Below are 24,884 nucleotides of genomic sequence, written 5' to 3'. Positions count from 1 at the left end.
GTGGGTCGGCGGCACTGGTCGCAGGCGTCGCGGTCGCGGTGCTGGGTGTCGTCGCCGCGCCAACCCGTACGCCGACCAGCCCGGCGGGCCCGGCGTGGGCATCGCCCAGTGGAGCGAGGGCGGCCGCTGGGACACCGACTCGCGCGACAACATGGTCTGGTACGCCGGACTGTCGGGGCGCAGCCGCTACGCGCTGGCTGCCCAGCTCGACTTCACCTGGTACGAGCTGCGCAGCGCGAGCTCGGTCAGCAGCGCGACGACCGTGTTCATGCAGAAGTTCGAGCGCTGTGGCACGTGCGCCACGACCCAGCGGGTGGGCCGGCCGTTCGCACGCTCCAGTACATGCTGCGGGCGTCCGGACGCACGGTCGCCGCCGACGGCGTCCTCGGCTCGGGCACCGAGTCGGCGGTCCGCGGCTACCAGGCCGCCCACGGGCTGTCCGCCGACGGTGTCGTCGGCGACAACACGTGGTACTCGATCCTGCCGGTGCTGCGGCAGGGCAGCGCGGGTGAGGCCGTGACGGGCCTGCAGCGCGAGCTCGTCGACGCCGGCTACTCGCTGACGGTCGACGGCTCCTTCGGGCCCGCCACCGAGACGGCCGTGCGGTCCTACCAGTCGAAGGTGGGCCTCGTCGTCGACGGCGTGGTCGGCAACAACACCGGGGGCAGCCTCGTCGACTGAGCCGTCCCGGGTGAGCAGTCCTCGATCAGGCGGCGATGACGACCATGCGGGTCGTCATCGCCGCTCCGTGCGGGTTCGGGGCGTCAGCGGGTGATGCGAGGCTCGAGCCGACCCGCGACGTGAGGTCGAGAACCCGGCCGCCGGTGGCGCCGTCGGCCGCGAGGTCGCGCAGGTCGCGGTGGGCGGCACCGAGCAGGCTCATGATGCTCGAGCCGAGCGAGATGCAGATCGCCTCCAGCACCTCGGACGACGGCTCCTTGAGACCGCGCTCGACCTCGGAGAGGTAGGCGACCGAGATGCCGGCGCGCGCGGCGACCTCGGCGAGGGTGCGGCCCTGCCGGGTGCGCAGGCCGCGGAGCAGGCGGCCGTAGACCTCGCGCAGCAGGGGCGTGCGGGGAACGATCTGGGTCATGGCCGTCTCCGATCTCGGTGCGTGCTCCCAGCGTCGCACGGGCCGGGGCGATCTCGTCCCGCTGCCGACGACGAGGCCGTACGCCGTGGGCGAACGAGCGCCGTGGGCGAACGTCGCGGTCGCCTGACGTCTCCAAACATGTTGACGGCGTTCACATGAGTCGGTGACGCTGTCGGTGTCGCCACCTACGCTCGTACGTGCGCATCCACGCACGCGCAGCTCACATCTGCACCCACTCCTCGGGGAGCCCTCACATGACCATCACCTCCGACGTGCGCGCGGCGCACGACCGGTCCACGGGCCCGGCCATCGAGGCCGAGCGCCTCGTCAAACGCTTCGGCGACATGCTCGCCGTCGACGACGTCTCCTTCTCCGTCCCCCGTGGGTCCGTGCTCGGCCTGCTCGGTCCCAACGGCGCGGGCAAGACGACCACCGTCCGCATGATGACCACCCTGACGACCCCGACGAGCGGCACCGCCCGTGTCGCCGGCTTCGACGTCACCCGCGACCCCGAGGCGGTCCGCCGCAGCATGGGCCTCACCGGCCAGGCCGCCACGGTCGACGAGTTCCTCACCGGCCGCGAGAACATCCGCCTGATGGGTTCGCTCTACGGCCTCGGAAGGGCCGAGATCCGTGCGGCCGCCGACGACCTCCTCGAGCGGTTCTCGCTCTCCGACGCCGGCGACAAGGTGGTCAAGGACTACTCCGGTGGCATGCGCCGCCGGCTCGACCTCGCCGTCAGCCTCATCGCCGCGCCACGGGTGCTCTTCCTCGACGAGCCGACGACGGGCCTCGACCCGCGCAGCCGCGTCGAGCTCTGGGAGGTGCTCCGAGGTCTCGTCCGCGAGGGCACCACCCTGCTGCTCACGACGCAGTACCTCGAGGAGGCCGACCAGCTCGCCGACCGCATCGTCGTCATCGACCACGGCCGCATCATCGCCGAGGGCACGCCGCTCGAGCTCAAGGACCAGTCCGGCAAGGCGGCGCTGGTCGTCACGGTCTCGCACGCAGACCAGCTCGAGGCGGCCAGGAGTCTGCTCGCCTCCCACGTCCGAGAGGTCCACGTCGACGAGAGCGCCCGGCAGCTCACGGCACCGGCCGACGGGCTCGCCGACGTGACCCGCATCGCGAGCGTCTTCGACGGGTCGGAGATCGTCCTCGACGACCTCGGGCTCAAGCGCCCGAGCCTCGACGACGTCTTCCTGCACCTCACCGGCCGCAAGGCCGAGGTGGTCGACGAGGCCGACGAGGAGACGGACGCCGACCGGGTCGTCGACGGCGCGAAGGGAGGTCGGTCATGAGCGGCACGACCGTCCGCGAGGCGGTGGCGACGCAGCCGGCCCGGCTGACGATCGAGCCGCCCGGCATGTGGAAGCAGGTGCGCACCCACGTCTGGCGCAACATCAAGCACATCCGGCGGATGCCCGAGATGCTCGCCGACGTCACGTTCCAGCCGATCATGTTCGTCGTGCTGTTCGCGTACGTCTTCGGCGGGTCGATCAACGCCGGGGTCAACTACCGCGAGTGGCTGCTGCCGGGCATCATGGCGCAGACGATGGCGTTCTCCTGCTTCGTCGTGGCCATCGGCCTCACGAACGACCTCAACAAGGGCATCGTCGACCGGTTCAGGTCGCTGCCGATCTCGCGCTCCTCGGTGCTCATCGGGCGCAGCATCTCGAGCCTCATCCACTCGAGCATCGGCACGGTCGTCATGGCCGTCACCGGTCTGCTCATCGGCTGGCGCATCCACACCGGCTTCGCCAAGGGCCTGCTGGGCTTCGCGCTCCTGCTGCTCTTCGGCTTCGCGATGATGTGGATCGGCATCCTCGCCGGCTCCCGGCTCAAGACGGCCGAGGCGGTGCAGGGCGTGATGTTCACGGCGATCTTCCCCCTGACCTTCCTCGCCGACACGTTCGCGCCGACCGCGAACATGAACCCCGCCTGGTTGCGCACCATCGCCGAGTGGAACCCGATCAGCTCGCTCGTGCGAGCCATGCGCGAGCTGTGGGGCAACACGGTGCCGCTGCCGCCCGACTCGGCCCTGCCGTTGCAGCACCCGGTGCTCGCGACGGTGCTGTGGTCGGTGCTGCTGACGGTCATCCTCGCGCCGCTGTCGATCCGTGCGTTCAACCACCGCACCTCCGAGTAGTCAGGCGGAGGGCATGCAGCGCACCACGGTGACGTCACCGTCGACCTGCACGGCGCCTGCACCGTAGGGCACGAGCAGTACGTCGCCCCGTCCCACCTCGGTGGAGCGGGGCGATGTCGCATCCGCCCCCGTGGTGGTCAGGGTGCCGGCGCCGGCCACGACGACGACGACGGCGAAGGACGCCGCGCCGACGGCGGGTGCGCCGGGCGTCGCGCTCAGCACCTCGGCCCGGAAGAACTCGGTCGCCCGCTCGGGCAGCGCGTGGCCGACGCCCGAGACGTCGGTCCACCGACGGCGCAGCGTGGCCAGGCCCTCCTCGGTGAGCGGGCCGCGGTCGACGCTCTCGAGGGCACGGTCGACCGTGAGCCCGAGGAAGGCGTGCGCCTCCTCGAGACCGAAGCGACGGTGCTCGAGCATGACGGAGAGGTCGGTCGGCTCCTGCAGCTCGAGCACGAAGACACCCTCCCCGATGGCGTGCGGCTGGCCACCGGGCACGAGCACCGTGTCGCCGGCCCGGACCTCGATGCGGTTGAGGGCGTCGAGCAGCCGTTCGTCCTGCGCCTCGACGAGGGCAGACAGCTCGTGGGGCGGCAGCTCCTCGCGGAAGCCCAGCCAGACGCTGGCGCCGGGCTCGGCGCCCAGCACGATCCAGGCCTCGGTCTTGCCGTGCTCGCAGTCGAGGTGCGCGGCGGCGAAGGCGCGGTCGGGGTGGGAGTGGACCGGCAGGCGCTCGCCGGCGTCGAGCAGCTTCGTCAGCAGGCCCGGCTCCACGCCGTGCGTCGCGACGTGGTCGGGTCCGAGCCAGTGGTCCGGGTCGGCGGCCAGCGCCTCGGGCAGCGACGTGCCGTCGGCGAGCACGGTGACCCCGTCGCCGCCCTCGGCGAAGAGGCGCGTCGTCGACGCGAGCCAGTCCTCGGGCCGGTGACCGTCGAAGTCGGCCGGGGTCTCGAGCCCGCGGAAGGCGAGGATCCGCTCGCCGCCGCGGTAGAAGCGGCGGGGGGTGTTGAGCGGCAGGCGGGTCGGTGCTGACACGTTCGTGGTGCTCCTCGGCGGATCGGTGGCGGGGCTCGGTGGCGTGGTCATCGGGTCGTGGTGCTCCGCCGCAGGCCCGAGCCGCGCACGACGAGGCGCGTGGGCATGACGACCGTCTGCGCCGGTGACTCGTCGCCGAGCAGCCGGGCGAAGAGCTGCTGGGCGGCCTTCTGCCCCATGGCCGCCGGGTCCTGGTGGACGACGGTCACGGGCGGGTCGACGAGGTCGGCGAGCTCGAAGTCGTCGTAGCCGACGAGCGACAGGGGCCGGCGCAGGTCGCGCAGCGCCAGGAGCAGCGCGATGGTGATCCGGTTGTTGCCGGTGATGACGGCCGTCGTCGGGTCGCTCGTCTCGGTCCAGAGGGTCAGGGTCTCGCGCACGGAGGCCGGCGAGTGGGGTCCCATCGACACGCGCGGGGGGCCGGGCAGCCCGAGCGACTGCTGGGTCGCCACGAAGGCCTCCCGGCGCTGCCGCGCGGTCCAGAACGCGGGGTCGTCACCGAAGAGGGCGATGCTCCGGTGGCCGTGCGCCACGAGGTGCTCGACCGCACTGCGGATGCCGCCGTGGTTGTCGCTGAGCACCGTGTCGCGCGGGGTGCCGCGCACCGGGCGGTCCATGTAGACGATGGGGGTCTGGCTCGCCTCGACGGCGGCGTCGGACGACGCGCTCTCGTCGGCCGGCACGACCACGATGCCGTCGACCCGACGGTTGATGAGGGCTTCGATGACGGCCCGCTCACGGGTGGGGGACCCCTCGGCGGAGGCGGTGATGAGCTGGTGCTGGCGGATGCGGGCCTCGCGCTCGACGGCCGCCCCGATCTGCGAGTAGAAGGGGTTCGCGAGATCCTCGACGACGAGGGCGATGGTGAACGTGCGCCCCTGGCGCATCATCCGCGCGCCGTCGTGGCGGCGGAAGCCGAGTCGCTCGATGACGGCGCGGACCCGCTCTGCGGTGTCCGGCCGGACGCCCGGCTCGTGGTTGACCACGCGCGAGACGGTCTTGACCGAGACGTGTGCCTCGGCTGCGACGTCGGCCATCGTCGGGCGGATGGCTGTCCGGTGGTCAGACAACGCTGTCATGGCTGCCATCCGACCAGTGGCCGCGGCAAAAGGCAACGTGTGGTGCCCGTCCGACCGACCGGACTGGCTGTTCTGTCCGATTCGATGTCCTCACCGGACAAGAACGCTTCGCCCTGTTGACGCCCTTTGTCGTGGGCGGCGAGTCTCGCCGGGTCGGAGCCGGCCCGAGGACCAGCCGGACCCGACCCCCATCCCAGCTTGCGACAGCACCGCTCAACGACGAGCACGGAGGAACCCATGCCCCACAGATCCGGGATCCGCAGAGGCGTCATCGCCCTGGCAGTCCTGGCGACCTCGACCGCAGGAGTGGTCGCAGGCCCGTCCCAGGCGGGCGCGGTCGACGCGTCCGCATCACCAGCTCTCATCACACCTGCCGCAGGCCCAGCGGCAGGCGAATTCTCGACGTCGTTCGAGTCGGGTCAGCCGCAGCCCGAGCTCTCGACCGTGGAGGTCGGCGCCGGCGGTGCGCGGCAGCAGAACGTGTCCGGCACCGCGAGCGCCGACGGGAGCCTGCTCGGCTCGGTCACCGGTGTCACCGCGAGCGCCGAGAACAGCCCCGGCGAGGTCTCGGCGAACCTCGCCGACGCGAACCCCGACTCGAAGTGGCTCGCCTTCGCCTCGAGCGCCTGGGTGCGCTACCAGCTCAGTGCGCCCGCCAAGGCGGTGCGCTACTCCCTCACGTCGGCCAACGACGCACCCGAGCGCGACCCGAAGGACTTCACGCTCCAGGGGTCGACCGACGGTACGACGTGGACCGACCTCGACCGCCAGACCGGCATCGACTTCCCGGGCCGCTTCGCCACTCGCACGTTCCAGGTGACGACGCCGGGCACGTACGCGTACTACCGCCTCAACGTGACGGCGGTGCACTCCGGCGGCATCGTCCAGCTCGCCGACTGGGACCTCTCCGACGGCTCGACGGGCTCGGGCCCGGCCTCACCGATGAAGACGGTCGTCGGCTCCGGCCCCATCTCGGGCTTCAACATCAAGCCACTCGTCGGGTGGACGGGCGTCAAGGCGCTGCGCTACTCGGGCGGCCACACGGCGGACGGCCGCGGCTACGCGTGGAACCGGCTCTTCGACGTCGACCTGCCGGTGACGGCGAAGACGCAGCTGAGCTACAAGATCTTCCCCGACATGGTCGCCGGCGACCTGGAGTACCCGTCGACGTACGCGTCGCTCGACCTCAGGTTCACCGACGGCACCTACCTCTCCGACCTCGGCGCCGACGACCAGCACGGCGTCGCCGCCAGCCCGAGCGGGCAGGGCAAGGGCAAGATCCTCTACGCCAACCAGTGGAACGCGGTCTCGCTCGACGTCGGCAAGGTCGCCGCGGGCAAGACGATCGATCGCGTGCTCGTCGGCTACGACAACACGGGCGGCGCGACCAAGGACACCCGCTTCGGCGGCTGGGTCGACGACATCGCCGTCCAGGGCGACCCGGCCGTCGTCGACGGCTCGGACCTGACGAACTACGTCGACGTGCGACGCGGCACCAATGCGTCGGGCGGCTTCTCACGCGGCAACAACCTGCCGATCAGCGCGGTGCCGAACGGCTTCACGTTCTTCACCCCGGTGACCGACGCGAACTCTCAGTCGTGGGAGTACAACTACCAGTCGCAGAACAACTCTGCGAATCTGCCTGTGCTGCAGGGGCTTGCGATCTCGCACGAGCCGAGCCCGTGGATGGGTGACCGCAACCAGATGTCGGTCATGCCGTCGGCCGCGACGGGCACCCCGACCGGAAGCGCGTCGGGCCGTGGCCTCGCCTTCGACCACGCGACCGAGGTGGCGCGCCCCGACTACTACAAGGCCGTCCTCGCCGGTGGGCTCACGGCCGAGACGGCGCCCGCCGACCACGGTGGTGTCTACCGGTTCACGTTCCCGGCCTCGGCAGCCAAGGGCAGCCTCGTCGTCGACACGCGTGACGACAACGGCACCTTCACCGTCGACGCCCCCACCGGGACGATGACCGGGTGGGTCGACAACGGCAGCGGCCTGTCCGCGGGCCGGAGCCGGATGTTCGTCTACGGCACGTTCGACCGTTCGGCCTCGGCCGTCGGCACCGCCCCGAACGGCCACACGGGGACCCGCTACGCGAGCTTCGACACGAGCAGCAACAAGCAGGTCGTGCTCAAGCTCTCGACGTCGTTCATCTCGCTCGACCAGGCGAGGAAGAACCACGCGCTCGAGCTCGCCGACCGCGACTTCGACGCCGTGCGCAGCGCGGCCAAGCAGGCGTGGAACACGCGCCTCGGTGTCGTGAACGTCAAGGGGGCGAACGACTCCGAACGCACGACGCTCTACTCCAACCTCTACCGGCTGAACCTCTACCCCAACAGCCAGTTCGAGAACACCGGCACTGCTGCTGCCCCGCGCTACCAGTACGCGAGCCCCGTTGCGGCCAAGTCGGGTTCGGCGACCGCGACGACGACGAACGCGACCGTCAAGGACGGCAAGATCTACGTCAACAACGGCTTCTGGGACACCTACCGGACGGTGTGGCCGGCCTACAGCCTGCTCTACCCCGAGGTGGCGGCCGAGATCGCCGACGGGTTCGTCCAGCAGTACCGCGACGGCGGCTGGGTCGCACGGTGGAGCTCACCGGGCTACGCCGACCTCATGACGGGCACGAGCTCCGACGTGGCGTTCGCCGACGCGTACGTCAAGGGCGTCAAGCTGCCCGACCCGCTCGGGGCGTACGACGCCGCCGTCAAGAACGCGACGGTGCTCCCGACGTCGAGTGCTGTGGGCCGCAAGGGCCTCGACACGTCCACCTTCCTCGGCTACACGAGCACCAACACCGGGGAGAGCGTGTCGTGGGGTCTCGAGGGCCTGGTCAACGACTTCGGCATCGGCACCATGGCGGCGAAGCTCGCCAAGGACCCGGCCACGCCGGAGAACCGGCGCGCTCAGCTCGTCGAGGAGTCGAAGTACTTCCTCGAGCGCTCGACGCACTACGGCAACCTCTTCAACCCCAAGGTCGGCTTCTTCCAGGGCCGGGCGGCCGACGGCAGCTACCCGACCGACTTCGACCCGGAGGACTGGGGCGGCGACTACACCGAGACCAACGCCTGGAACTTCGCCTTCCACGCGCCGCACGACGGCAACGGACTCGCGAACCTCTACGGGGGCCGTGAAGCGCTCGCGAAGAAGCTCGACACGTTCTTCTCGACGCCCGAGACGGCGACGAAGCCCGGCGGCTACGGCGGCGTCATCCACGAGATGCTCGAGGCACGCGACGTCCGCATGGGCCAGCTCGGCCAGGGCAACCAGGTCTCGCACCACATCGCGTACATGTACGACTGGACCGGCCAGCAGTGGAAGACGGCCGAGAAGGTGCGCGAGATCATGCGCCGCCTCTACGTGGGCGGCGAGATCGGCCAGGGCTACCCGGGCGACGAGGACAACGGCGAGATGTCGGCCTGGTACGTCCTCTCCTCGCTCGGCATCTACCCGCTCCAGGTCGGCTCGCCGAATTGGGCCATCGGGTCGCCGAAGTTCGAGCAGGTCACGGTCAAGCGCACGCAGGGCGACCTCGTCGTCAACGCGCCGGGCAACTCGGAGCAGAACATCTACGTGCAGGGCGTGACGGTCAACGGCCAGAAGCACAAGAGCGTCTCGATCAACCAGAGCGAGATCGCCGGACCCACGACCGTCGACTTCGCGATGGCCGACTCGCCGTCCGACTTCGGCTCGCGGGCGCAGGACGCCCCGCCGTCGATCACGCAGGGCACCGAGGCGCCCGCGCCGCTCAAGGACGCGACCGGTCCCGGCCGCGGCACCGCGACGGCGACCGACGTCGCGTCGGGCCAGGACGCCAAGGCACTCTTCGACAACACGTCGCGCACGTCGACCACCTTCACGTCGGCCACGCCGACCGTCGGCTTCACGCTCTCGGGCACGGGCCAGCGGGCCACCTGGTACACGATCACGTCGGGTCCGCAGGCCGGCGACCCGTCGGCCTGGCGCCTCGAGGGCAGCAAGGACGGCGGGGCCACGTGGCAGACGCTGGACACGCGTACGGGGCAGGTCTTCCCGTGGCGGGTGCAGACGCGTCCGTTCGAGATCGCGCACACGAACACGTTCACGACCTACCGCCTCGTCGTCACGGCGACGGTCGGCGGCGCGGCCGCCAACCTCTCCGAGGTCGAGCTGCTGACCGACGGGTCCAAGGCCCAGAACACCGGCATCAAGGTCTCGGCGGCCGAGGCGTTCGAGACGTCCGAGGACACGCCCTGGACCGGAACCGTCGCGACCTTCTCGGGTGGCGTCGGCCAGGGTCAGGACCCGTCGGCCACGGCCAGGGCGACGATCGCCTGGGGTGACGGCACGACGTCCGAGGGCGTCATCGCGGCCGGTGACCTCGGCTCGTTCACGATCCGCGGCACCCACACGTGGAGCGAGCCCGGCCCGTACCGGCCGAAGGTCACCGTCACGACGGCCAACGGCAGCGGCTCCGCACTCGGCGCCGCGACCGTGCACCAGGCGTCCGTGCCCGCGTATGCCGCCGGCTTCGACTCCGTGTGCTTCGGCAACGTGGGTGACTCCGTCCCCTGCGACGGCGACCGCGCGGGACTCTCCCGCGAGGCGCTGGCCGCAGCGGGCGGCGTCCCGGGCACGCTGCTCACCGTCCCGGGCACCGAGCTGAGGTTCTCGATGCCGGGCATCCCGGTCGGCCAGAAGGACAACGCCACGGGCTCGGGCCAGACCCTGCCGGTGACGCTGGCCCCGGGGGCGACCCAGCTCTCGCTCATCGGCACGGCGACGCAGAAGAACCAGGACACGACCGCCACCGTCCGCTTCACCGACGGCTCGACCACGAGCTACAAGGTGCAGTACGGCGACTGGTGCGGCTCGCCCCAGTTCGGGAACGTGGTCGCGGTGGAGATGCCCTTCCGCCTCAACGGCACGGGCACCGACAGCTGCCGCGCCAAGCTCTTCGCGACGGCACCGCTCACGGTGCCGGCAGGGAAGACGGTCGAGTCGATCACGCTGCCGACGCAGACGGGTGACCCGGCCACGGCCGGACGGATCCACGTCTTCGCGGTCGCCGACAACGGCTCGGCCCTCGGCGTCACCCGTGGTGACGATGCCACGGCCTCGGCTGGTCGGGCTGCGGACGTCACGCTGGGCACCGCCGGGGGTGGTGTCCCGGCCTCGGGCGGCTACACCGCCAGGGTCGAGTGGGGCGACGGCACGGTGACCGAGGACGCCACGGTCACCGCGGGACCCGACGGCACGGCGACGGTCAAGGGCTCCCACACGTGGGCCGCCGCCGGCACCTACGCGGTGCGGGTGCTCGTCTCCGACTCGCGGTCCGACGTGCTCAGCACGCTGACCGTCACCGTCGGGTAGTCGGAGGCGCGGCGCGGGGGACACGCCCCCTCGCGCCGCCGAGCCCGACGGGCCGCGTACCGGGAGGTGCCCCGGGACGCGGCCCGTCCGGCGTTCAGCCGAGGTCGTGCTCGAAGTCCGTGCGGTGCGTGCCGTCGATGGGCAGGCGAACCGTGCCCTCGAACGACTCCATCTCGACGTAGGTGCCCGTGGGGAGGCGGTCGAAGGCCGCGGCCCGCCACCGAGGAGGGGATGGCGGGACGCGGCACGCGTGACAGGAGAACGCGCGGACCGGCGTCATTGACGGACCGCGCGCAACCCTTGAAGAACCTAGGTGCCGGAGGGCGCCTGTGGGGTAAAGAGTCGGTCAGGAAATCAGCCGATCTGGGACCGCAGCCAGGTGATGTCGCTCGTCTGCCCCGCGAGGCCCCCCGGGGTCTCGCAGACGACCGGCGCGTTCGCGGCGCGGATGACCCCGGCGAGCGCGTCGCCCGCGATGTGGCCGGAGCCGAAGTTCGTGTGCCGGTCGGCCCCGGAGTCGAACTCGTCGCGCGAGTCGTTGGCGTGGACGAGGTCGATGCGGCCGGTGATGGCGCGCACCTCGTCGACGACGGTGCCGAGGTCGTTGCCGCCCGCGTGCGCGTGGCAAGTGTCGAGGCAGAAGCCGACCTGGTCGCTGCCCGACGCGCTGCCGATGGCGTCCCACAGCCGGGCGATGGCCTCGAGGCGGCGGGCCATCGCGTTGTCCCCACCCGCAGTGTTCTCGATGAGCAGCGGTACGGGCAGGTCGAGCCCGTCGATGCACTTGCGCCAGTTGTCGAAGCCCTTCGCAGCGTCCTCGTCGGCGCCGAGGTGGCCCCCGTGCACGATGACGCCCTTGGCGCCGATCTCGCCCGCGGCCGTCAGGTGCTGCTGGAGCAGCTTGCGGCCGGGGATGCGGATGCGGTTGTTGAGGCTCGCCACGTTGATCGGGTAGGGCGCGTGCACGTAGAGGTCGATGCCCGCCGCCTCGGCGTCGGCCTTGAGCGCCTCCGCACCACCGGCGTAGCGGATGACCGGCCCCTTGTAGCTCTGCGGGTCGCCGAGGAAGAACTGCGAGAGCGACGCCCCACGCGCCTTCGCCTCGGCGATCGGGTCTTCCTGGTGGACGTGCGCACCGATGTGTAGAGCCATGCCCCGAGCGTATGCCGTGGGGCCGACACGGGATTTCCCTGACCTTTCGAGCTCTTCCCGCGGTCGTGTCGAAGCGTGGGGTGCCCACTCGACGTAGGGGCATGACGACGATCACCGAGCCCCAGACGGCCCACCCGGCCACCTCCGCCCCCGCCAGCACGCCGTCGCGCCGCCAGTGGCTCGCGCTCGGTGTCCTCGCCCTGACCGCACTGCTGCTGTCGCTCGACGTCAGCGTGCTCTACCTCGCACTGCCGGAGCTGTCCGCCGACCTCGGCGCCAGCACGACCCAGCAGCTGTGGATGCTCGACATCTACAGCTTCGTCCTCGCCGGCTTCCTCGTGACGATGGGCGCCGTCGGCGACCGCATCGGTCGCAAGCGGCTCCTCCTCGCCGGAGCCGTGGCGTTCGGTGTCGCGAGCGCTGCAGCGGCATACGCGAGCAGCCCCGGCCAGCTCATCTTCTGGCGGGCCGTGCTCGGCATCGCCGGCGCCACCCTGATGCCTTCGACGATGGGCCTCATCCGCACGATCTTCAGCGACGAGAAGCAGATGGTGACCGCGATCGGTGTCTGGTACTCGTGCTTCATGGGCGGCATGGCCGTCGGTCCCCTCGTCGGCGGCGTCCTGCTCGCCCACTTCTGGTGGGGCTCGGCGTTCCTGCTCGGCGTGCCGTTCATGGTGCTGCTCGTGGTCGTGGGACGCCGCGTCCTGCCCGAGTCGGAGCGTCACGCCGGCACGAAGGTCGACGTCGCGAGCTCGGTGCTCTCGCTCGCCACGACGCTGCCCGTGATCTACGGCTTCAAGGAGATCGCCCGGGGCGGCAACACGACCGTCGCGCTCACCACCGTGAGCGTCGGCCTGGCCATGGCCATCGTCTTCGTGCGCCGCCAGCGCCGCATCGCCAACCCGCTCGTCGACCTGGCCCTCTTCCGCAGCCGCGCCTTCTCGACCGCCCTCGCGATCATGCTCGTGGGTGGCGTCGTCATGGCCGGTGTCTCCTTCCTCGGCTCGCAGTGGCTGCAGCTCGTCGCAGGCCTCTCGCCGCTCGGCGCCGGCCTGTGGATGCTCCCGGCGAACATCGCGCTGCTGCTCGGCTCGTCGACCTCGGCCCGTATCGCCGGTCGGCTCGGCACCGCCCGCAGCATGGCCTTCGGCCTTCTCGTCTGCGCCGCCGGTCTGACGCTCTACACGCAGGTCGGCGCGGCTGCCGGGCTCGGGCTGCTCGTCTTCGGGATGTGCCTGGCCTCGTTCGGGATCATGGTCCCCTCGACGTTGACGATGGGCGTCATGATGCAGTCCGCCCCGCCCGAGCGCGCCGGTTCGGTCGCCTCGATGTCCGAGACGTCGGCGGAGTTCGGGATCGCCGTGGGCGTCGCCGGCCTCGGCTCGCTCGCGACGTTCGTCTACCGCGGCCAGCTCGAGCCGTATGCCGCCGCGCACGCCGGCCACGCCACGACCTCCGCCCTCGACTCCCTCGCCGGCGCCGTCCAGGCAGCGACGACCCTGCCCGCCGCGGCAGCCCGTGAGCTCGTCACCGCCGCGCAGGCAGCGTTCTCGACCAGCCTCAACGTCGTCGCCGGCGTCGGCGCCACGATGTTCGTGGTGTGCGCGGTGGCCGCCCTGCGGGTGCTGCGGAGCCGCTGAGGAGCAGAGTCGCGGACATCGTCCCCGGCAGGACGGGCGCCCCGTGCTCTGGCACGATGGGCGCCCGTGACTGCCCTCCTGCGCATCCTCGGTGTCGAGCTCATGGCCCGGCTGGGCCGACGGCTTCCGGCGCCGGCGGCCCGTCTCGTCAGCGGGCTGATGCTCGTCGGCGCGAACCTCCTGCCCGTCTGGGCGGTGGTGGAGGGACGGCTCGGCATGGGTGACGTGCTGCTCGTCTACTGGTTCGAGAACGTCGTCATCTGGTTCGCCACGACGATGCGCATCCTCACGGCCCGCCGCCCGGCCCGTCGGCCCTTCCTGCGCGGCCCGGGCGGGCGCCGGGGCGACTTCGGCGGCCTCGAGTCGACCCTCGCAGCGAAGACGTGGGTGACCGGCGACCCGGCGCTCGCGCTCTTCTTCGCGCTGCACTTCGGGCTCTTCACCCTCGTCCACGGCGTCTTCGCCGCCGTGCTCGCCGGCCTCTCGGGCGTGCGTGGCGGACTGCTGGACTGGGTGGCGGCCGGAGGGGCGATCCTGCTCAGCCACCTGCTCTCGCTGGGGCTACACTGGCTGGGCGGCGGCGAGCGCGGGGCCGTGAGCCCGGGCTGGGCCATGGCGGCGCCGTACCCGCGGATGATCGCGCTGCACGTCGCGGTCATCACCGGCTTCTTCCTGCTGGGCGGACCCCACGGTCGCACCGCCGACGACCTCGGCGTGGTCGCGCTCCTCATGGGCCTCAAGACCGCGCTCGACCTGCTCTTCCACCTGGGCGAGCACCTCGTGCACGCACGTCGCACGCGAGCGGGGTCCCGTCCGGAACATGGAGCCCTTGCATAAGCAACCCTTATGCAGTCAATAATGTCTGCATGAGCTCCTCCCGCTTCCCCGCCGTGGTCGACGACGTCACCGTCCGGCTGATCGCGGCGGTCGTCCTCGTCGTCGGCGTCATCGCACTGGCCACCGGGCAGTGGTGGCTGTACGCAGTCCTCGCCGTCGACTTCTCCCTGCGGGCAGCGCTCGGACCCAAGGCCAGCCCGGTCGCCCGGCTCGTGCAGCGGTGGATCCGACCCGCCGTCGCCGCGCAGCAGCGTCCGACGGCCGGTCCGCCCAAGCGGTTCGCGGCGACCATCGGTGCCCTCATGACGGTCGCCGCGACCGTGCTCTGGATCGTCAGCCTGACCACCGGGTCGTCCGTCGCGGCAGGCTGGGTCATCGCCATCGGGGCCGTCATGGTCGTCTTCCCGGCACTCGAGTCGATCTTCGGCATCTGCGTCGGGTGCCTTCTCTTCTCCGGGCTGATGCGCATCGGGCTCGTGCCCGAGGAGGTGTGCCTCGAGTGCGCCGACATCACCAAGCGGCGCGAACGGCTGCTGGCCGAGCGAGCCGCGGCCGCCTGAGGGCTGCCTGAGGCGTCAGCCGGCGGCAGCGCGCAGCTTCTCCAGGAGCGGACCCGCCGCCTCGTCGAGGAAGCGCTCCTGGGCGTCCCCACCGACCTGGACGAGCGCGACGTCGGTGAACCCGGCCTCCCACCACACGCGTACGGCATCGACGATCTTGTCGAGGTCGGGTCCGCACGGGATCGACGACGCGACGTCCTCGGGACGCACGAACTGCGTCGCGCCCGCGAAGCCCTTGGGGGTGGGCAGGTCGGAGTTGACCGACCAGCCGCCGCCGAACCAGCGGAACTGCTCGTGCGCGCGCTGGACCGCGGCGCTCTCGTCGGGGTCCCAGCAGATCGGGATCTGGCCGACCGCGCGCGCCTCGCCGCCGACCTGCGGTGCACCGTCGGTGCGGTTCCACTCCGACACGAGGTCGGCCGAGGGCTCGACGGCGATCATGTGGTCGGCCAGGGGGGCCAGGCGCTCGATGGAGGCGTCGCCGCTCACGGCCACCGCGATGGGGACGGTGAGGTCTGGCAGGTCCCAGATGCGGGCCGAGTCGACGTCGAAGTACTCACCGTGGTGGGTCACGAGGTCTCCCGAGTGCAGCCTGCGGATGACCTCGATGGCCTCGCGCAGCATCTCCTGCCGGGTGTCGACTCCGGGCCACCCGTCGCCCACGACGTGCTCGTTGAGGCTCTCGCCGCTGCCCAGCCCGAGGGTGAACCGCCCGTCCGCGAGCAGCTGGAGGGTCGCGGCCTTCTGCGCCACCACTGCCGGGTGGTAGCGCATGGTCGGGCACGTCACGTAGGTCATGAGCTCGACCCGCTCGGTGGCCTGGGCGACCGCGCCGAGCACCGCCCACGCGTACGGGGCATGACCCTGCTCGGTGAGCCAGGGAGAGAAGTGGTCGCTGCTCACCTCGAAGTCGAAGCCCGCCTGCTCGGCGCCCACGGCCCAGCGCACGAGGTCCTTGGGGCCGCTCTGCTCGGTCATCAGGGTGTATCCGAAGTTCGTCACGACCGCGACGTACCCGTCCGGCCCGATCCCTGTCGTCCAACCTTTGTCCACAGTTGTGGACGTCCTGTGGATCTCAGTCCGGGCGGTGCCGGGCGAGGAACCGGCGGATCGCCTCGCGGGGACGGTCGCGCAGCTCGGGACCGTGCGTGAACGCGGCGACCTCGTAGTCGAGCTCACCGAGCACGTGCGCCGTGCGCTGGGTCATCCGGAAGTCGGTGCAGAAGGCCTTGACCGGCCAGCGCAGACCGCGCACGTTGAAGATCGCGTCGCCGGTGATGAGCAGCCGCGAGTCCTCGTGCAGCAGCGAGACGTGCCCGGGCGAGTGCCCCGGCGTGTGCACGACCCGCAGCCCGCCCGCGACCGGGAGCACCTCGCCGTCGACCAGCTCGCGCTCGACGGGGACCGGCTCGAAGTCGCGGCCGGGGCGCGAGAGGCGGTCGACGAGCCGGCCGAGCAGGAAGCTGCGGTCGCGTGGGGGCGAGGACCCCTCCATGGCGTATGCCGCGTCGTCGTGGTGCAGCGTGAACGCGCGGCCGGTCTCGCGGGCCACGTGCGCGGCACCACCGGCGTGGTCGGGGTGGGCGTGCGTCAGCAGCAGCCGGGTCACGTCGGAGGGGGCCGACCCGATGACCGCGAGCGCGGCCATCACCTTGGGTCCCGAGCTCTTGACGCCCATGTCGACGAGCGTCACCTGGCCGTCGTCGTCGCGCAGGATGAAACCGTTGACGAAGTCGCGCACGAGGGGGATGCGCCACACGTCGGGCGCGAGCTGGACGACGAGGGTCCCGGCCATGGGCCGACGATAGTCGGGTCGGGGCCTCGCGGACAGGTGATGCAACCGGGGTGCTTCGGGTAGGGGCCGAAGGTGGCGGCCGACGCCGCCACGACCCCGACCATCCGCCCGCCGAGGCGGCACCAGGAGGACGACGTGAGCAAGCGAGTGGCATTCCTCGTCGCGAGCGAGGGCATCGAGCAGGTCGAGCTGACCGACCCGTGGAAGGCGGTGACCGACGCCGGGCACGAGGCGGTCCTCGTCAGCCCGGAGGGCGGCGAGGTGCAGATGTTCAACCACCTCGACAAGGGCGACACGAAGCCGGTCGACGTGACCGTCGCGGACGCGAAGGCCGACGACTTCGACGCGCTGGTGCTGCCCGGCGGCGTCGCGAACCCCGACAACCTGCGCACGCACGACGACGCTGTCGCGCTTGTTCGCGAGTTCGTGGCGTCGGGCAAACCGGTCGCGGCGATCTGCCACGCGCCGTGGACGCTCGTCGAGGCCGACGTGCTCAAGGGACGCCGGCTCACGTCCTGGCCGAGCCTGCAGACCGACATCCGCAACGCGGGCGGTCAGTGGGTCGACGAGCCGCTCGTGGTCGACGAGAACCTCATCACCAGTCGGAAGCCCGACGACCTGCCCGACTTCTGCGGCGCGGTGGTCGAGGCCCTGGAGCACGGGGCGGCCGCGAGGTCGGCCTGACCCGCCTCGCCGGCAGCTCAGCCGAATCCGTTGCGCGCCAAGGGGTGCAGCAGCTCGCGCTCCTCGTAGGCGAGATGTGACAGCAGCGTGTCGGTGAGCAGGTCGAGGGCGCGCTCGATCTGGTCGAGCGCGGCCTCGCCGGCGTGGCTGTAGCCATCGGTGCCCACCAGCCCGACGAGCGCCTCGTCCACCTGCTCGAGCACGTCGGCGATGACGTGGTGCTCCTGCTCGAGCCGGTCGATGACCGGCCCGAGCTCGGGCTCGGCCGTGCGGAGGTGGACGAAGATGCTGCGGTCCTCGAGGGTGTGGTGCCCGGTGACGAGCCGGCAGTAGGTCTCGCAGTAGGCGCCGAGCGTCCAGTTGTTCTGCCGCATGGCCATCGTGTTGAGGACCGACCGCGCCGCGCCCGTCGACAGCGCGCCACGACGCACCTGCCCGACGATGTCGCGCAGCTGGGCGAGCTCGCCGCGGAGGTGGTCGTGCACGTCGACGAGGTGCTGCGGCACCGCCTGCTCGGCCGCCGTGTAGGCCGCCTCGTCGGGCTTCGCGGACACCGGACGGTCGTCCTCGCGCCAGGGCAGCTGCGCCGTGAGCCGGGGGCCGTCGGGAGTCGCACGCACCGCCAGGGGGTGACGATCGGTCCCGGTGGCGGACTGTGTGCTCTCCGGCGTCGACAGCGACGTGGGCGTCACCCGCGTCGGCCCGGAGCTGCTGGCGCGCCGGGCTCGTCCGGCGTCGACGAGCTCGCGCACCGCCGGTGCCACCTCGCCGGCGAAGCGGCGCAGCAGGTCCGGATCGTCGGTGCCCAGGACGTAGGTGCTCATGCCGGCGTCGAGGCTCAGCCCGGCGAGCTGCTCGGCCCAGTCGTCGGCGGTGCCGCGCAGGAAGCCGCTGCCCGTACCGAACTGGCCGAAGACGTTGTACATCCGTCGGATCGCCTGCGGTCCGCGGCCGGCCGCGTCGGCAGCCTCGTCGATGGCGGCGTTGAGCCCGGCCAGCGACTCGGGTTCCGCGTAGCCCTGGCTCGGCAGCCAGCCGTCGGCGAGCCGCCCGGTCACACGGAGCATGCGCGGCCTGTAGGCGCCGAGCCAGATCTCGACCGGGTGCACGGGGAACGGCCCGGCGTGCATGCCCTTGACCGAGTAGTGCTCGCCGAGCGCCGTGACCGAGCGGGCGCCGGGCTGGTCGGGGCTCTGTCCCCACGCGGCCCGGATGATGTGGATGGCCTCGACGAGAGCGTCCACGGCCTCCCCGGGTGACCGGCGCTCGCCGCCCGACGCCACGATCGCGTCCCAGAAGGCGCCCGTCCCCAGACCGAGCTCGGCCCGGCCGCCGCTGAGGACGTCGAGCGTCGCGACCTGCTTGGCGAGCCCGACCGGCGGGCGCAGTGGCAGGTTGGCGACGTTGGCCGCGACGCGGACCGAGGTCGTGCGGACGGCGACCGCCGTGAGCAGGGTCGAGGTGTCGAGGTGCTTCGCGTTGTACGGGTGGTCCTGCACGGTGAACAGGTCGAGGCCCAGCACGTCGGCGAGCTGCGCCAGCTCGAGCGTCGCGTGGACGCGTGAGGCATCCGGGCTCGCGAACACCCCGAACTGCAGCTCGTGCCCATAGTCCATGCGGTCAGGGTGGCATACGCTCCGGGACATGACCGGGGACGCTGCCGTCGAGGCGCTGCGCGCCCTCATCCGCATCCCGACCGTGTCCGACTGGGACCCCGCGAAGGAGGACCGCGCGGTCTTCGACGCCATGATCACGGAGCTGAGCGAGCGCTTCCCGCGGCTGCACGCCTCGTGCGAGGTCGAGCGGATCAGCGGCGACGCGCTGCTCGTGCGGTGGCCGGGGCGCGCTCGTGATGCGCCGGTCGTGCTCATGGCGCACCTCGACGTCGTGCCGGTCGACGACCCGTCGGCGTGGACGCACCCGCCGTTCGCGGCCGAGCTGCACGACGGGTTCGTCTGGGGCCGTGGGGCGCTCGACTGCAAGGGGTCACTCGTCGCTACGTGCGCAGCCGTCGAGGCTCTGATCGGAGACGGGGTCGTGCCCGGCCGCGACGTGTGGCTGTCGTTCGGCTGCAACGAGGAGGTCTCGGGGCGCGCCGCGAAGGACGCCGTGGCGCTCCTGCGAGAGCGGGGTGTCGAGCCCTGGTTCGTCATCGACGAGGGTGGTGCGATCGTCCAGGGGCGCTCCCCGGCGTCGACGCCCCGATGGCCGTCATCGGGGTGTCCGAGAAGGGAACGGTCGACGTCGACCTCGTCGCGCGCGGCGACGGCGGGCACGCCTCCGCGCCGCGTCGCATGGGCGCGACCTCACGGCTGGCTCGCGCCATCCTCCGCCTCGAGCGCAAGCCCTTCCCCAGCCACCTTCCCGACGCCACCGTCGACATGCTCGAGCGCGCCGGCGCCCACGCCCGTATGCCGTATGCCGCGGTCTTCGGCAACGCGCGCCGGCTGCGTCCGCTGCTCTCCCGCGTCCTGCCTCGGCTCGGCCACGAGACGGCCGCACTCACGCGGACGACCGTCGCGGTGACGCAGCTGAGCGGCTCGCCCGGGGCGAACGTCATCGCCGCGACGGCCCGGGCGCACGTCAACATGCGGGTCATGGTGGGCGAGACCGTCGACGGTGCGATCGAGCGGATCCGCCGGACGGTCGACGACGACCACGTCGAGGTCTCGCTGGTGAGCGGCGACGAACCGAGCCCGGTGTCACCGACGCACGACACGGCATACGCCCTCCTCGAGTCGACGGTCACGGACGTCTTCCCCGGCACGGTGGCGGTGCCCTACGTGATGCTCGCGGCAACGGACTCGCGCCACTTCCACCGCGTCTGGCCGCGCGTCTACCGGTTCACCCCGTTCCGCATGAGCGACGCCCAGCGGGCCTCGATCCACGGCGTCGACGAACGCATCGGAGTGGTCGACCTCGTCGACGGGATCGCGTGGTACCGCCGCCTCATCGAGCAGCTCTGACATCCCGAACACTCTGCACGAGAACAGGATCCGCATGTCTGACAGCACCGTCGTCACCGACGCCGCACGCGCGATGGCCCGCAGCCCGATCGCCAAGGTCGTCGGCTTCCTCATCTGCGTCGAGCTCGCGAGTGGCGTGCTGCAGGGCTACTACACGCCGATCTTCACCGACATCGCCCGGCACCTGTCGATCAAGGACGCCGACGTCAACTGGTTCGAGGCGGCGCAGCTGGTCGTGTCGGCCCTGGTGGTGCCGCTGCTCGCCCGGCTCGGTGACCTGGTCGGCCATCGGAAGGTGCTGCTCCTGTCGACCGTCGTCACTGCGGTCGCGTCGTGGGGCGTGGCGTTCGCGCCGAGCTTCGGCACGTTCCTCGTCGCCTGGGCCATCCAGGGCTTCTACGTCGTGTGGCTGCCGATGGAGGTCGCCATCATCCACAGCCGCACCGGGGGAGCGGAGGGCAGGGTGCGCGGAGCTGCGGGCCTGCTCGTCGCCGGCCTCGAGCTCGGTGTCATCGCGGGTGCCCTCACGAGTGGCGCCCTGGCCGAGTCGCTCGGCGTGACAGGCCTCCTCGCCTTGCCGGCCTTGGTCGTGACGCTTGCCTTCGCCGCGATCTGGTTCGGCGTCGAGGACGCCCCGGGGCTCGGCCAGGGGCGGGTGCACTGGCGGGCGTTCGCGCTGCTGACGCTGGCCCTCGGGCTCGTCATGGCCGGTCTCGTCATGGTGCGCATCCAGGGTCCGGGCAACGTGTGGCCATGGGTCGTCATGCTGCTCGGCGCTGCGACGTTCGTGCCGTACGCGCGGGTGGAGCTCCGGTGCTCGTGGCCGCTCGTCGACCTCCGCATCATGTCGGCTCGTGGCCAGTGGCCGGTCCAGGCCACGGCCTTCCTCTTCGGTGTCTCGGTGCTCGGCGCGCAGATCCCGCTGTCCACGTTCGCGCGCACCGACCCGGCGGTGACGGGCTACGGGCTCGGCGCGAGCGCCGGACGGGTGTCGATCATCATCGGCGGCTACGTGCTGTCCCTGGCGGTCGGTGCCCTGCTGCTGCACGTGCTCGGGCGACGGGTCGGCACGCGCCTCGCGATGGTCGTCGCCGCTGTGCTCGTGGCCGTCGGCTACCTGCTGTTCCTGCCGTTCCACGACACGCTCGCGCAGACCCTGACGAACATGATGGTCGCAGGTCTCGGGTCAGGCGCCCTCGTCGCCGGCCTGCCCACGGCCGCGGCGGCGCAGGCGCCACCGACCCACACGGGCCTGACGACCGGGATGACGAACACGACGAAGACGATCGGTGGCGCCTTCGCCTCGAGCGTGTTCGCCATCGCCCTGGCCTCGACGGGGTCGGTCGACGCGGAGGCCACGGCGCATGCATCGCTCGCGGGCTACATGACGGTGTGGGCGATCTGTGGCGTGACGGCGCTCGTGGCGGCCGTCTTCCTCCTCGTCGTCCACGCGTCGGAGTCGCGCCCGAGGGCCTGAGGCGGGACGGTTGGACCATGCGACTCGCCTCGTACAACGTCGAGAACCTCTTCGACCGGGCCAGACTGCTCGCGTCGAACGACTGGGAGACGAACCGCACACTTCTCGAGGCGTACACCGAGCTGACGAAGATCCTTCAGCAGCAGGCGTACTCGGCTGACGACAAGCGGGCGATCGTGCGCCTGCTCCGGGAGCTCGGGCTCGCGGAATCCGACGACGCGGCCTACGTGCGCCTCAGGCAGAACCGCGGACGTCTCGTGAGCCGCTCCCGCGACGGCACGGTCACCGTCGTCGCCGACGGGCGCGGCGACTGGATCGGCTGGCTCGAGCTCGAGCGCGAGACGGTCACAGACCTCGCCGTGCGGCACACGGCCCAGGTGGTGCACGACCTGCAGGCCGACGTGCTGGGCGTCGTCGAGGCCGAGGACCGGTGGGCGCTCAAGCACTTCAACGCCGACCAGCTGGCCGCACTCGGTGGGCGTCTGTACGGCCACGTCATGCTCATCGACGGCAACGACGAGCGCGGCATCGACGTCGGCCTGCTCACCCGCGGCGACATCGAGATCACCGGGATCGTGAGCCACGTCGACGACGCCGACCTCGCGGGCCCGGTCTTCAGCCGGGACTGCCCGGAGCTGACGCTGGCGCTGCCCGGCGGCCGCCGGCTGCTCGTGCTCGTCAACCACCTCAAGTCGAAGGGCTACGGGGGGTCCGAGGCCAACGTGCGGCGCAAGCGACAGGCGCAGCGCATCCGGGAGGTCTACGAGCAGCGCCGTGCCGAGGGGCACGATCTCGTCGCGGTGGTCGGCGACCTCAACGACACCCCGACGAGTGACCCGCTGTCGCCGCTCCTCGGGGCCGGGGGCACGGGCGTCGCGGCGACTCCGAGCGACCTGCGCGACGTGTCGGCGTTTGCCGGTTTCGACGACGGCGGTTGGCCGGGAACCTACGGGACCGCCAACAAGGGCAACAAGATCGACTACATCCTGTGCTCACCCGCCCTCTTCGACCGCATCACCGCCGCAGGGGTGCATCGGAAGGGAGTGTGGACGGCCTCGGGGCGATGGCCGATGTACCCCACGCTGACGCGGGAGCAGGACGCAGCGTCCGACCACGCCGCCGTGTGGGCGGACCTCGATCTCTGACGCCCGTCGGCGGCGAGTGGTGTGATGGAGCCATGCAGATGCCGAAGCACAGCGACGAGGCCAAGGCCCACTTCCGGTCCCTCGTGAACGACGCTCCGGGCGTCGAGGTGAAGCCGATGTTCGGCAGCCTCGGTGCCTTCGTCAACGGGAACATGTTCGCCGGGCTCTTCGGCGAGAACGTCGGGGTCAAGCTCGATCCTGCGGGGCTCGACGAGCTGCGGGCCCTGCCCGGCAGTGGACCGTTCGGCCCGGCCGAGCGGCCGATGGGCGGCTACCTGTCGCTGCCCGCGGACATCGACGACAAGGCCCGCACAGCCTGGGTCGACCGGGCGCGCGACCACGTCGCCACCTTGCCACCCAAGGTCAAGAAGCCCAAGAGGTAGGACCGGGTGTCCACCGGTGAGGACGCGGCGCGCGACGAGCTGCGCGAGCTCGTCGGCGACGACGGCTCCGTCGAGCTGCGGCCGATGTTCGGCACGCTCGCCGCACTCGTCGACGGCCACGTGTTCGCCGTGGCCATGGGCGAGCAGATCGGGGTGAAGCTGAGCCCCGACGCGCTCGCCGAGCTCGACGCGGTGCCCGGATCGGGAACCCTCATGATGGGCACCCGGCAGATGAAGGCGTACCGAAGCCTTCCTGCCCGTATGCCGTCCGGCGAGCGGAGCGCGTGGCTCAGGAAAGCGCGCGACCACGTCGCGAGCCAGCACCGCTGACGAGGCCCCGGGCGAGCGTGCACCCGAAAACCATTCGCGCCCAGCCGCGTCGACGCGTCACCCTTGAGAGGCGGGGCGGGCAAGCAGCCGCGATGGCGTGCCCAGCTCGAGGCGGCACGCGCCGAGACGGCTGCGCTGCGGCTCGTGCAGTCGGCCCCGCCCGGCACGCGCATCGTCCTCGGTGTGCCGGACGCGGCTGCCCTGTCTGACACCGACTGAGCAGCCGACTGTGGCTCCCGGACCTGTGCGGGTATGCCTGCCCAGGCGCAGTGCGCTCCCGACCGGTTCGTGCGGTCGGGAGCGCACTCGCGCCCAGCGCGCTGCTCGACCGCGCGTCAGAACGGTGGCGGGTCGTCGTCCGCGGCTCGGCGAGCCCGACGACTGTGCGACGAGTGTTCCTCTCCCTCAGTGGGACTCGGTGACGGGTCCGCGCCGGCTCGTGGGTCACGGGGAGGTGGGTCGAGTCCTTCACGCCAGTTCTTGGGGTAGGTGGTGTAGGTGCGGCCGGTGAGGGTGGTCCACTGCAGGCCGCCGTCGTGCGCGATCTGGGTGCTGGTCCAGATGTGGTGGGTCTTGAGGTTGTGGTGCAGCCGGTGCTTGGCGAAGACGTTCGTCACGGACGTCTCGCCCACAGGCCAGGGGGTCTCGTGGTCGAGGTCGCAGCGGGTGGCGGGGACGTGGCAGTCGGGGCCGCGGCAGGTGCCGTCGACCGCGCGGACGTGCTCGACCATCGCCCGGGTGGGCCGGTAGGCCGTGGTGGGGCCGGTGATCGCCGCCCCGGTGGCGATGTCGACGGGCAGGGTGTGCCAGACGGAGCCGGGGCGGGTCATGATCTCGCGGGCGTGGGCGGCGGTGACCCAGCCGTGCCCGGGCAGCTCGCAGCCGGTGTCGGAGGCGCCGGTGGCGACCTCGAACGGCACCACCAGCCACACCCGGGCTGCGGCGACTCCGGAGAAGGGCACGGGCGCGGGCGCCGGGATGCCATCGACGTCGACAGCGGCAGTATCTTCGGCAGCGGCCTCGGCAGCCTCGGCAGCCTCGGCGGCCCCGGGCGTCTTCGAGGACCCCGTCGCTGTCGTGGCCTCGGTGGTCGGAGGGGCGACGCTGCTCGTGGTGAGCGCGTTGCGCAGCAGGGCCTCGGTGGCCAGGTCGCAGCGCAGCTGGTCCAGGGTGCGCGGGTCGCCGGTGCCGCGCAGGGCCC

General features: G+C 71.6%; 23 protein-coding genes and 3 pseudogenes. 17 read left to right on the top strand and 9 right to left on the bottom strand.

What is annotated here, in order from left to right; translation table 11 throughout:
• Positions 1-94: 94 nt before the first annotated feature.
• Positions 95-250, top strand: a pseudogene (locus ACFQ2V_RS14950) (phage tail tip lysozyme); the annotation flags it as partial.
• Positions 251-294: 44 nt separating this feature from the next.
• Entirely contained in the window at positions 295-681 is a 387-nt protein-coding gene (locus ACFQ2V_RS14945; protein WP_386053640.1) for a peptidoglycan-binding domain-containing protein, read from the top strand.
• Positions 682-706: 25 nt separating this feature from the next.
• Here ACFQ2V_RS14945 and ACFQ2V_RS14940 read toward each other — a convergent pair whose 3' ends face one another.
• Positions 707-1,093: a helix-turn-helix domain-containing protein gene (locus ACFQ2V_RS14940; RefSeq protein WP_386053639.1), complete on the bottom strand. Its 387-nt coding sequence runs from the start codon at positions 1,091-1,093 to the stop codon at positions 707-709.
• Between ACFQ2V_RS14940 and ACFQ2V_RS14935 the strand changes: the two genes are divergently transcribed.
• The 3 genes from ACFQ2V_RS14935 to ACFQ2V_RS14925 all read left to right on the top strand — a co-directional run bounded on the left by ACFQ2V_RS14935 (position 1,092) and on the right by ACFQ2V_RS14925 (position 3,242).
• Entirely contained in the window at positions 1,092-1,220 is a 129-nt protein-coding gene (locus tag ACFQ2V_RS14935; RefSeq protein WP_386053638.1) for a hypothetical protein, read from the top strand. The genes ACFQ2V_RS14940 and ACFQ2V_RS14935 overlap by 2 nt on opposite strands.
• Positions 1,221-1,347: 127 nt before the next feature.
• The gene (locus tag ACFQ2V_RS14930; protein WP_386053637.1) at positions 1,348-2,394 is read left to right on the top strand and encodes an ATP-binding cassette domain-containing protein; all 1,047 of its coding nucleotides are present in this window, start codon (positions 1,348-1,350) and stop codon (positions 2,392-2,394) included.
• Complete coding sequence (locus ACFQ2V_RS14925) at positions 2,391-3,242, top strand: ABC transporter permease (protein WP_386053636.1); 852 nt, start codon at positions 2,391-2,393, stop codon at positions 3,240-3,242. Before ACFQ2V_RS14930 ends, ACFQ2V_RS14925 begins: the two co-directional genes overlap by 4 nt.
• On the opposite strand, the gene ACFQ2V_RS14920 is transcribed toward ACFQ2V_RS14925, so the two are convergent.
• Together ACFQ2V_RS14920 and ACFQ2V_RS14915 are read right to left on the bottom strand one after the other, a co-directional pair.
• On the bottom strand, positions 3,243-4,274 hold the full coding sequence (locus ACFQ2V_RS14920; RefSeq protein WP_386053635.1) for a class I mannose-6-phosphate isomerase: 1,032 nt from the start codon (positions 4,272-4,274) through the stop codon (positions 3,243-3,245).
• Positions 4,275-4,321: 47 nt separating this feature from the next.
• Positions 4,322-5,353, bottom strand: coding sequence for a LacI family DNA-binding transcriptional regulator (locus tag ACFQ2V_RS14915; protein WP_386053634.1), 1,032 nt, complete (start codon positions 5,351-5,353; stop codon positions 4,322-4,324).
• A 237-nt stretch (positions 5,354-5,590) separates the two neighbouring features.
• Here ACFQ2V_RS14915 and ACFQ2V_RS14910 point away from each other — a divergent pair, with 237 nt between their 5' ends.
• Positions 5,591-10,711 carry a GH92 family glycosyl hydrolase gene (locus tag ACFQ2V_RS14910; protein WP_386053633.1) on the top strand — a complete coding sequence of 1,707 codons (5,121 nt, stop codon included), beginning with the start codon at positions 5,591-5,593 and terminating at the stop codon, positions 10,709-10,711.
• Between the two features lie 94 nt (positions 10,712-10,805).
• Here ACFQ2V_RS14910 and ACFQ2V_RS14905 read toward each other — a convergent pair whose 3' ends face one another.
• Together ACFQ2V_RS14905 and ACFQ2V_RS14900 are read right to left on the bottom strand one after the other, a co-directional pair.
• Positions 10,806-10,991 (bottom strand): hypothetical protein, encoded by a 186-nt coding sequence (locus ACFQ2V_RS14905; RefSeq protein WP_386053632.1) that lies wholly within the window; start codon positions 10,989-10,991, stop codon positions 10,806-10,808.
• A 74-nt stretch (positions 10,992-11,065) separates the two neighbouring features.
• Entirely contained in the window at positions 11,066-11,863 is a 798-nt protein-coding gene (locus ACFQ2V_RS14900) for a deoxyribonuclease IV (protein WP_386053631.1), read from the bottom strand.
• A gap of 101 nt (positions 11,864-11,964) precedes the next feature.
• Between ACFQ2V_RS14900 and ACFQ2V_RS14895 the strand changes: the two genes are divergently transcribed.
• The 3 genes from ACFQ2V_RS14895 (at position 11,965) to ACFQ2V_RS14885 (ending at position 14,903) form a co-directional block, all read left to right on the top strand.
• Positions 11,965-13,506 (top strand): MFS transporter, encoded by a 1,542-nt coding sequence (locus ACFQ2V_RS14895; protein ID WP_386053630.1) that lies wholly within the window; start codon positions 11,965-11,967, stop codon positions 13,504-13,506.
• A gap of 66 nt (positions 13,507-13,572) precedes the next feature.
• Positions 13,573-14,343 carry a DUF6498-containing protein gene (locus ACFQ2V_RS14890; protein ID WP_386053629.1) on the top strand — a complete coding sequence of 257 codons (771 nt, stop codon included), beginning with the start codon at positions 13,573-13,575 and terminating at the stop codon, positions 14,341-14,343.
• 29 nt (positions 14,344-14,372) lie between these two features.
• Positions 14,373-14,903, top strand: a complete 531-nt coding sequence (locus tag ACFQ2V_RS14885; RefSeq protein ID WP_386053628.1) for a DUF4395 domain-containing protein — start codon at positions 14,373-14,375, stop codon at positions 14,901-14,903.
• A gap of 15 nt (positions 14,904-14,918) precedes the next feature.
• Here ACFQ2V_RS14885 and ACFQ2V_RS14880 read toward each other — a convergent pair whose 3' ends face one another.
• Complete coding sequence (locus ACFQ2V_RS14880; RefSeq protein WP_386053627.1) at positions 14,919-15,905, bottom strand: LLM class F420-dependent oxidoreductase; 987 nt, start codon at positions 15,903-15,905, stop codon at positions 14,919-14,921.
• Positions 15,906-15,978: 73 nt separating this feature from the next.
• Entirely contained in the window at positions 15,979-16,698 is a 720-nt protein-coding gene (locus ACFQ2V_RS14875; protein ID WP_386053626.1) for an MBL fold metallo-hydrolase, read from the bottom strand.
• 135 nt (positions 16,699-16,833) lie between these two features.
• Between ACFQ2V_RS14875 and ACFQ2V_RS14870 the strand changes: the two genes are divergently transcribed.
• Entirely contained in the window at positions 16,834-17,382 is a 549-nt protein-coding gene (locus ACFQ2V_RS14870; RefSeq protein ID WP_386053625.1) for a type 1 glutamine amidotransferase domain-containing protein, read from the top strand.
• Positions 17,383-17,399: 17 nt separating this feature from the next.
• Here ACFQ2V_RS14870 and ACFQ2V_RS14865 read toward each other — a convergent pair whose 3' ends face one another.
• The gene (locus ACFQ2V_RS14865; protein ID WP_386053624.1) at positions 17,400-18,998 is read right to left on the bottom strand and encodes an LLM class flavin-dependent oxidoreductase; all 1,599 of its coding nucleotides are present in this window, start codon (positions 18,996-18,998) and stop codon (positions 17,400-17,402) included.
• Between ACFQ2V_RS14865 and ACFQ2V_RS14860 the strand changes: the two are divergent.
• The 7 genes and pseudogenes from ACFQ2V_RS14860 to ACFQ2V_RS14830 form a co-directional block, all read left to right on the top strand.
• Positions 18,997-19,488, top strand: a pseudogene (locus ACFQ2V_RS14860) (M20/M25/M40 family metallo-hydrolase); the annotation flags it as partial. The gene ACFQ2V_RS14865 and the pseudogene ACFQ2V_RS14860 overlap by 2 nt on opposite strands.
• Before the next feature lie 98 nt (positions 19,489-19,586).
• Positions 19,587-20,348 (top strand): M20/M25/M40 family metallo-hydrolase, encoded by a 762-nt coding sequence (locus ACFQ2V_RS14855; protein WP_386053623.1) that lies wholly within the window; start codon positions 19,587-19,589, stop codon positions 20,346-20,348.
• Between the two features lie 34 nt (positions 20,349-20,382).
• Positions 20,383-21,825, top strand: coding sequence for an MFS transporter (locus tag ACFQ2V_RS14850; RefSeq protein WP_386053622.1), 1,443 nt, complete (start codon positions 20,383-20,385; stop codon positions 21,823-21,825).
• A gap of 17 nt (positions 21,826-21,842) precedes the next feature.
• A complete protein-coding gene (locus ACFQ2V_RS14845; RefSeq protein WP_386053621.1) occupies positions 21,843-22,970 on the top strand; it encodes an endonuclease/exonuclease/phosphatase family protein in 1,128 nt (375 codons plus the stop codon).
• A gap of 32 nt (positions 22,971-23,002) precedes the next feature.
• Positions 23,003-23,353 carry a TfoX/Sxy family protein gene (locus ACFQ2V_RS14840; RefSeq protein WP_386053620.1) on the top strand — a complete coding sequence of 117 codons (351 nt, stop codon included), beginning with the start codon at positions 23,003-23,005 and terminating at the stop codon, positions 23,351-23,353.
• A 6-nt stretch (positions 23,354-23,359) separates the two neighbouring features.
• Positions 23,360-23,683, top strand: a complete 324-nt coding sequence (locus ACFQ2V_RS14835) for a TfoX/Sxy family protein (RefSeq protein ID WP_386053619.1) — start codon at positions 23,360-23,362, stop codon at positions 23,681-23,683.
• A gap of 63 nt (positions 23,684-23,746) precedes the next feature.
• Entirely contained in the window at positions 23,747-23,902 is a 156-nt protein-coding gene (locus ACFQ2V_RS14830) for a hypothetical protein (protein WP_386053618.1), read from the top strand.
• A 116-nt stretch (positions 23,903-24,018) separates the two neighbouring features.
• On the opposite strand, the pseudogene ACFQ2V_RS14825 reads toward ACFQ2V_RS14830, so the two are convergent.
• Positions 24,019-24,884 (bottom strand): annotated as a pseudogene (locus tag ACFQ2V_RS14825) (hypothetical protein); the annotation flags it as partial.

This window comes from Terrabacter terrigena (genome assembly GCF_042676085.1).
Lineage (GTDB): Bacteria > Actinomycetota > Actinomycetes > Actinomycetales > Dermatophilaceae > Terrabacter > Terrabacter terrigena.
This window is presented reverse-complemented; position numbering and strand designations above follow the sequence as displayed.

Excerpts from the sequence above, each read along its gene's own strand:
- ACFQ2V_RS14935 (WP_386053638.1), top strand. The coding sequence starts at position 1,092 with ATGGCCGTCTCCGATCTCGGTGCGTGCTCCCAGCGTCGCACGGGCCGG.
- ACFQ2V_RS14940 (WP_386053639.1), bottom strand. The coding sequence starts at position 1,093 with ATGACCCAGATCGTTCCCCGCACGCCCCTGCTGCGCGAGGTCTACGGC.
- ACFQ2V_RS14930 (WP_386053637.1), top strand. The coding sequence starts at position 1,348 with ATGACCATCACCTCCGACGTGCGCGCGGCGCACGACCGGTCCACGGGC.
- ACFQ2V_RS14925 (WP_386053636.1), top strand. The coding sequence starts at position 2,391 with ATGAGCGGCACGACCGTCCGCGAGGCGGTGGCGACGCAGCCGGCCCGG.
- ACFQ2V_RS14915 (WP_386053634.1), bottom strand. The coding sequence starts at position 5,353 with ATGACAGCGTTGTCTGACCACCGGACAGCCATCCGCCCGACGATGGCC.
- ACFQ2V_RS14910 (WP_386053633.1), top strand. The coding sequence starts at position 5,591 with ATGCCCCACAGATCCGGGATCCGCAGAGGCGTCATCGCCCTGGCAGTC.
- ACFQ2V_RS14905 (WP_386053632.1), bottom strand. The coding sequence starts at position 10,991 with ATGACGCCGGTCCGCGCGTTCTCCTGTCACGCGTGCCGCGTCCCGCCA.
- ACFQ2V_RS14900 (WP_386053631.1), bottom strand. The coding sequence starts at position 11,863 with ATGGCTCTACACATCGGTGCGCACGTCCACCAGGAAGACCCGATCGCC.
- ACFQ2V_RS14895 (WP_386053630.1), top strand. The coding sequence starts at position 11,965 with ATGACGACGATCACCGAGCCCCAGACGGCCCACCCGGCCACCTCCGCC.
- ACFQ2V_RS14885 (WP_386053628.1), top strand. The coding sequence starts at position 14,373 with ATGAGCTCCTCCCGCTTCCCCGCCGTGGTCGACGACGTCACCGTCCGG.
- ACFQ2V_RS14875 (WP_386053626.1), bottom strand. The coding sequence starts at position 16,698 with ATGGCCGGGACCCTCGTCGTCCAGCTCGCGCCCGACGTGTGGCGCATC.
- ACFQ2V_RS14865 (WP_386053624.1), bottom strand. The coding sequence starts at position 18,998 with ATGGACTATGGGCACGAGCTGCAGTTCGGGGTGTTCGCGAGCCCGGAT.
- ACFQ2V_RS14855 (WP_386053623.1), top strand. The coding sequence starts at position 19,587 with ATGGCCGTCATCGGGGTGTCCGAGAAGGGAACGGTCGACGTCGACCTC.
- ACFQ2V_RS14850 (WP_386053622.1), top strand. The coding sequence starts at position 20,383 with ATGTCTGACAGCACCGTCGTCACCGACGCCGCACGCGCGATGGCCCGC.
- ACFQ2V_RS14845 (WP_386053621.1), top strand. The coding sequence starts at position 21,843 with ATGCGACTCGCCTCGTACAACGTCGAGAACCTCTTCGACCGGGCCAGA.
- ACFQ2V_RS14840 (WP_386053620.1), top strand. The coding sequence starts at position 23,003 with ATGCAGATGCCGAAGCACAGCGACGAGGCCAAGGCCCACTTCCGGTCC.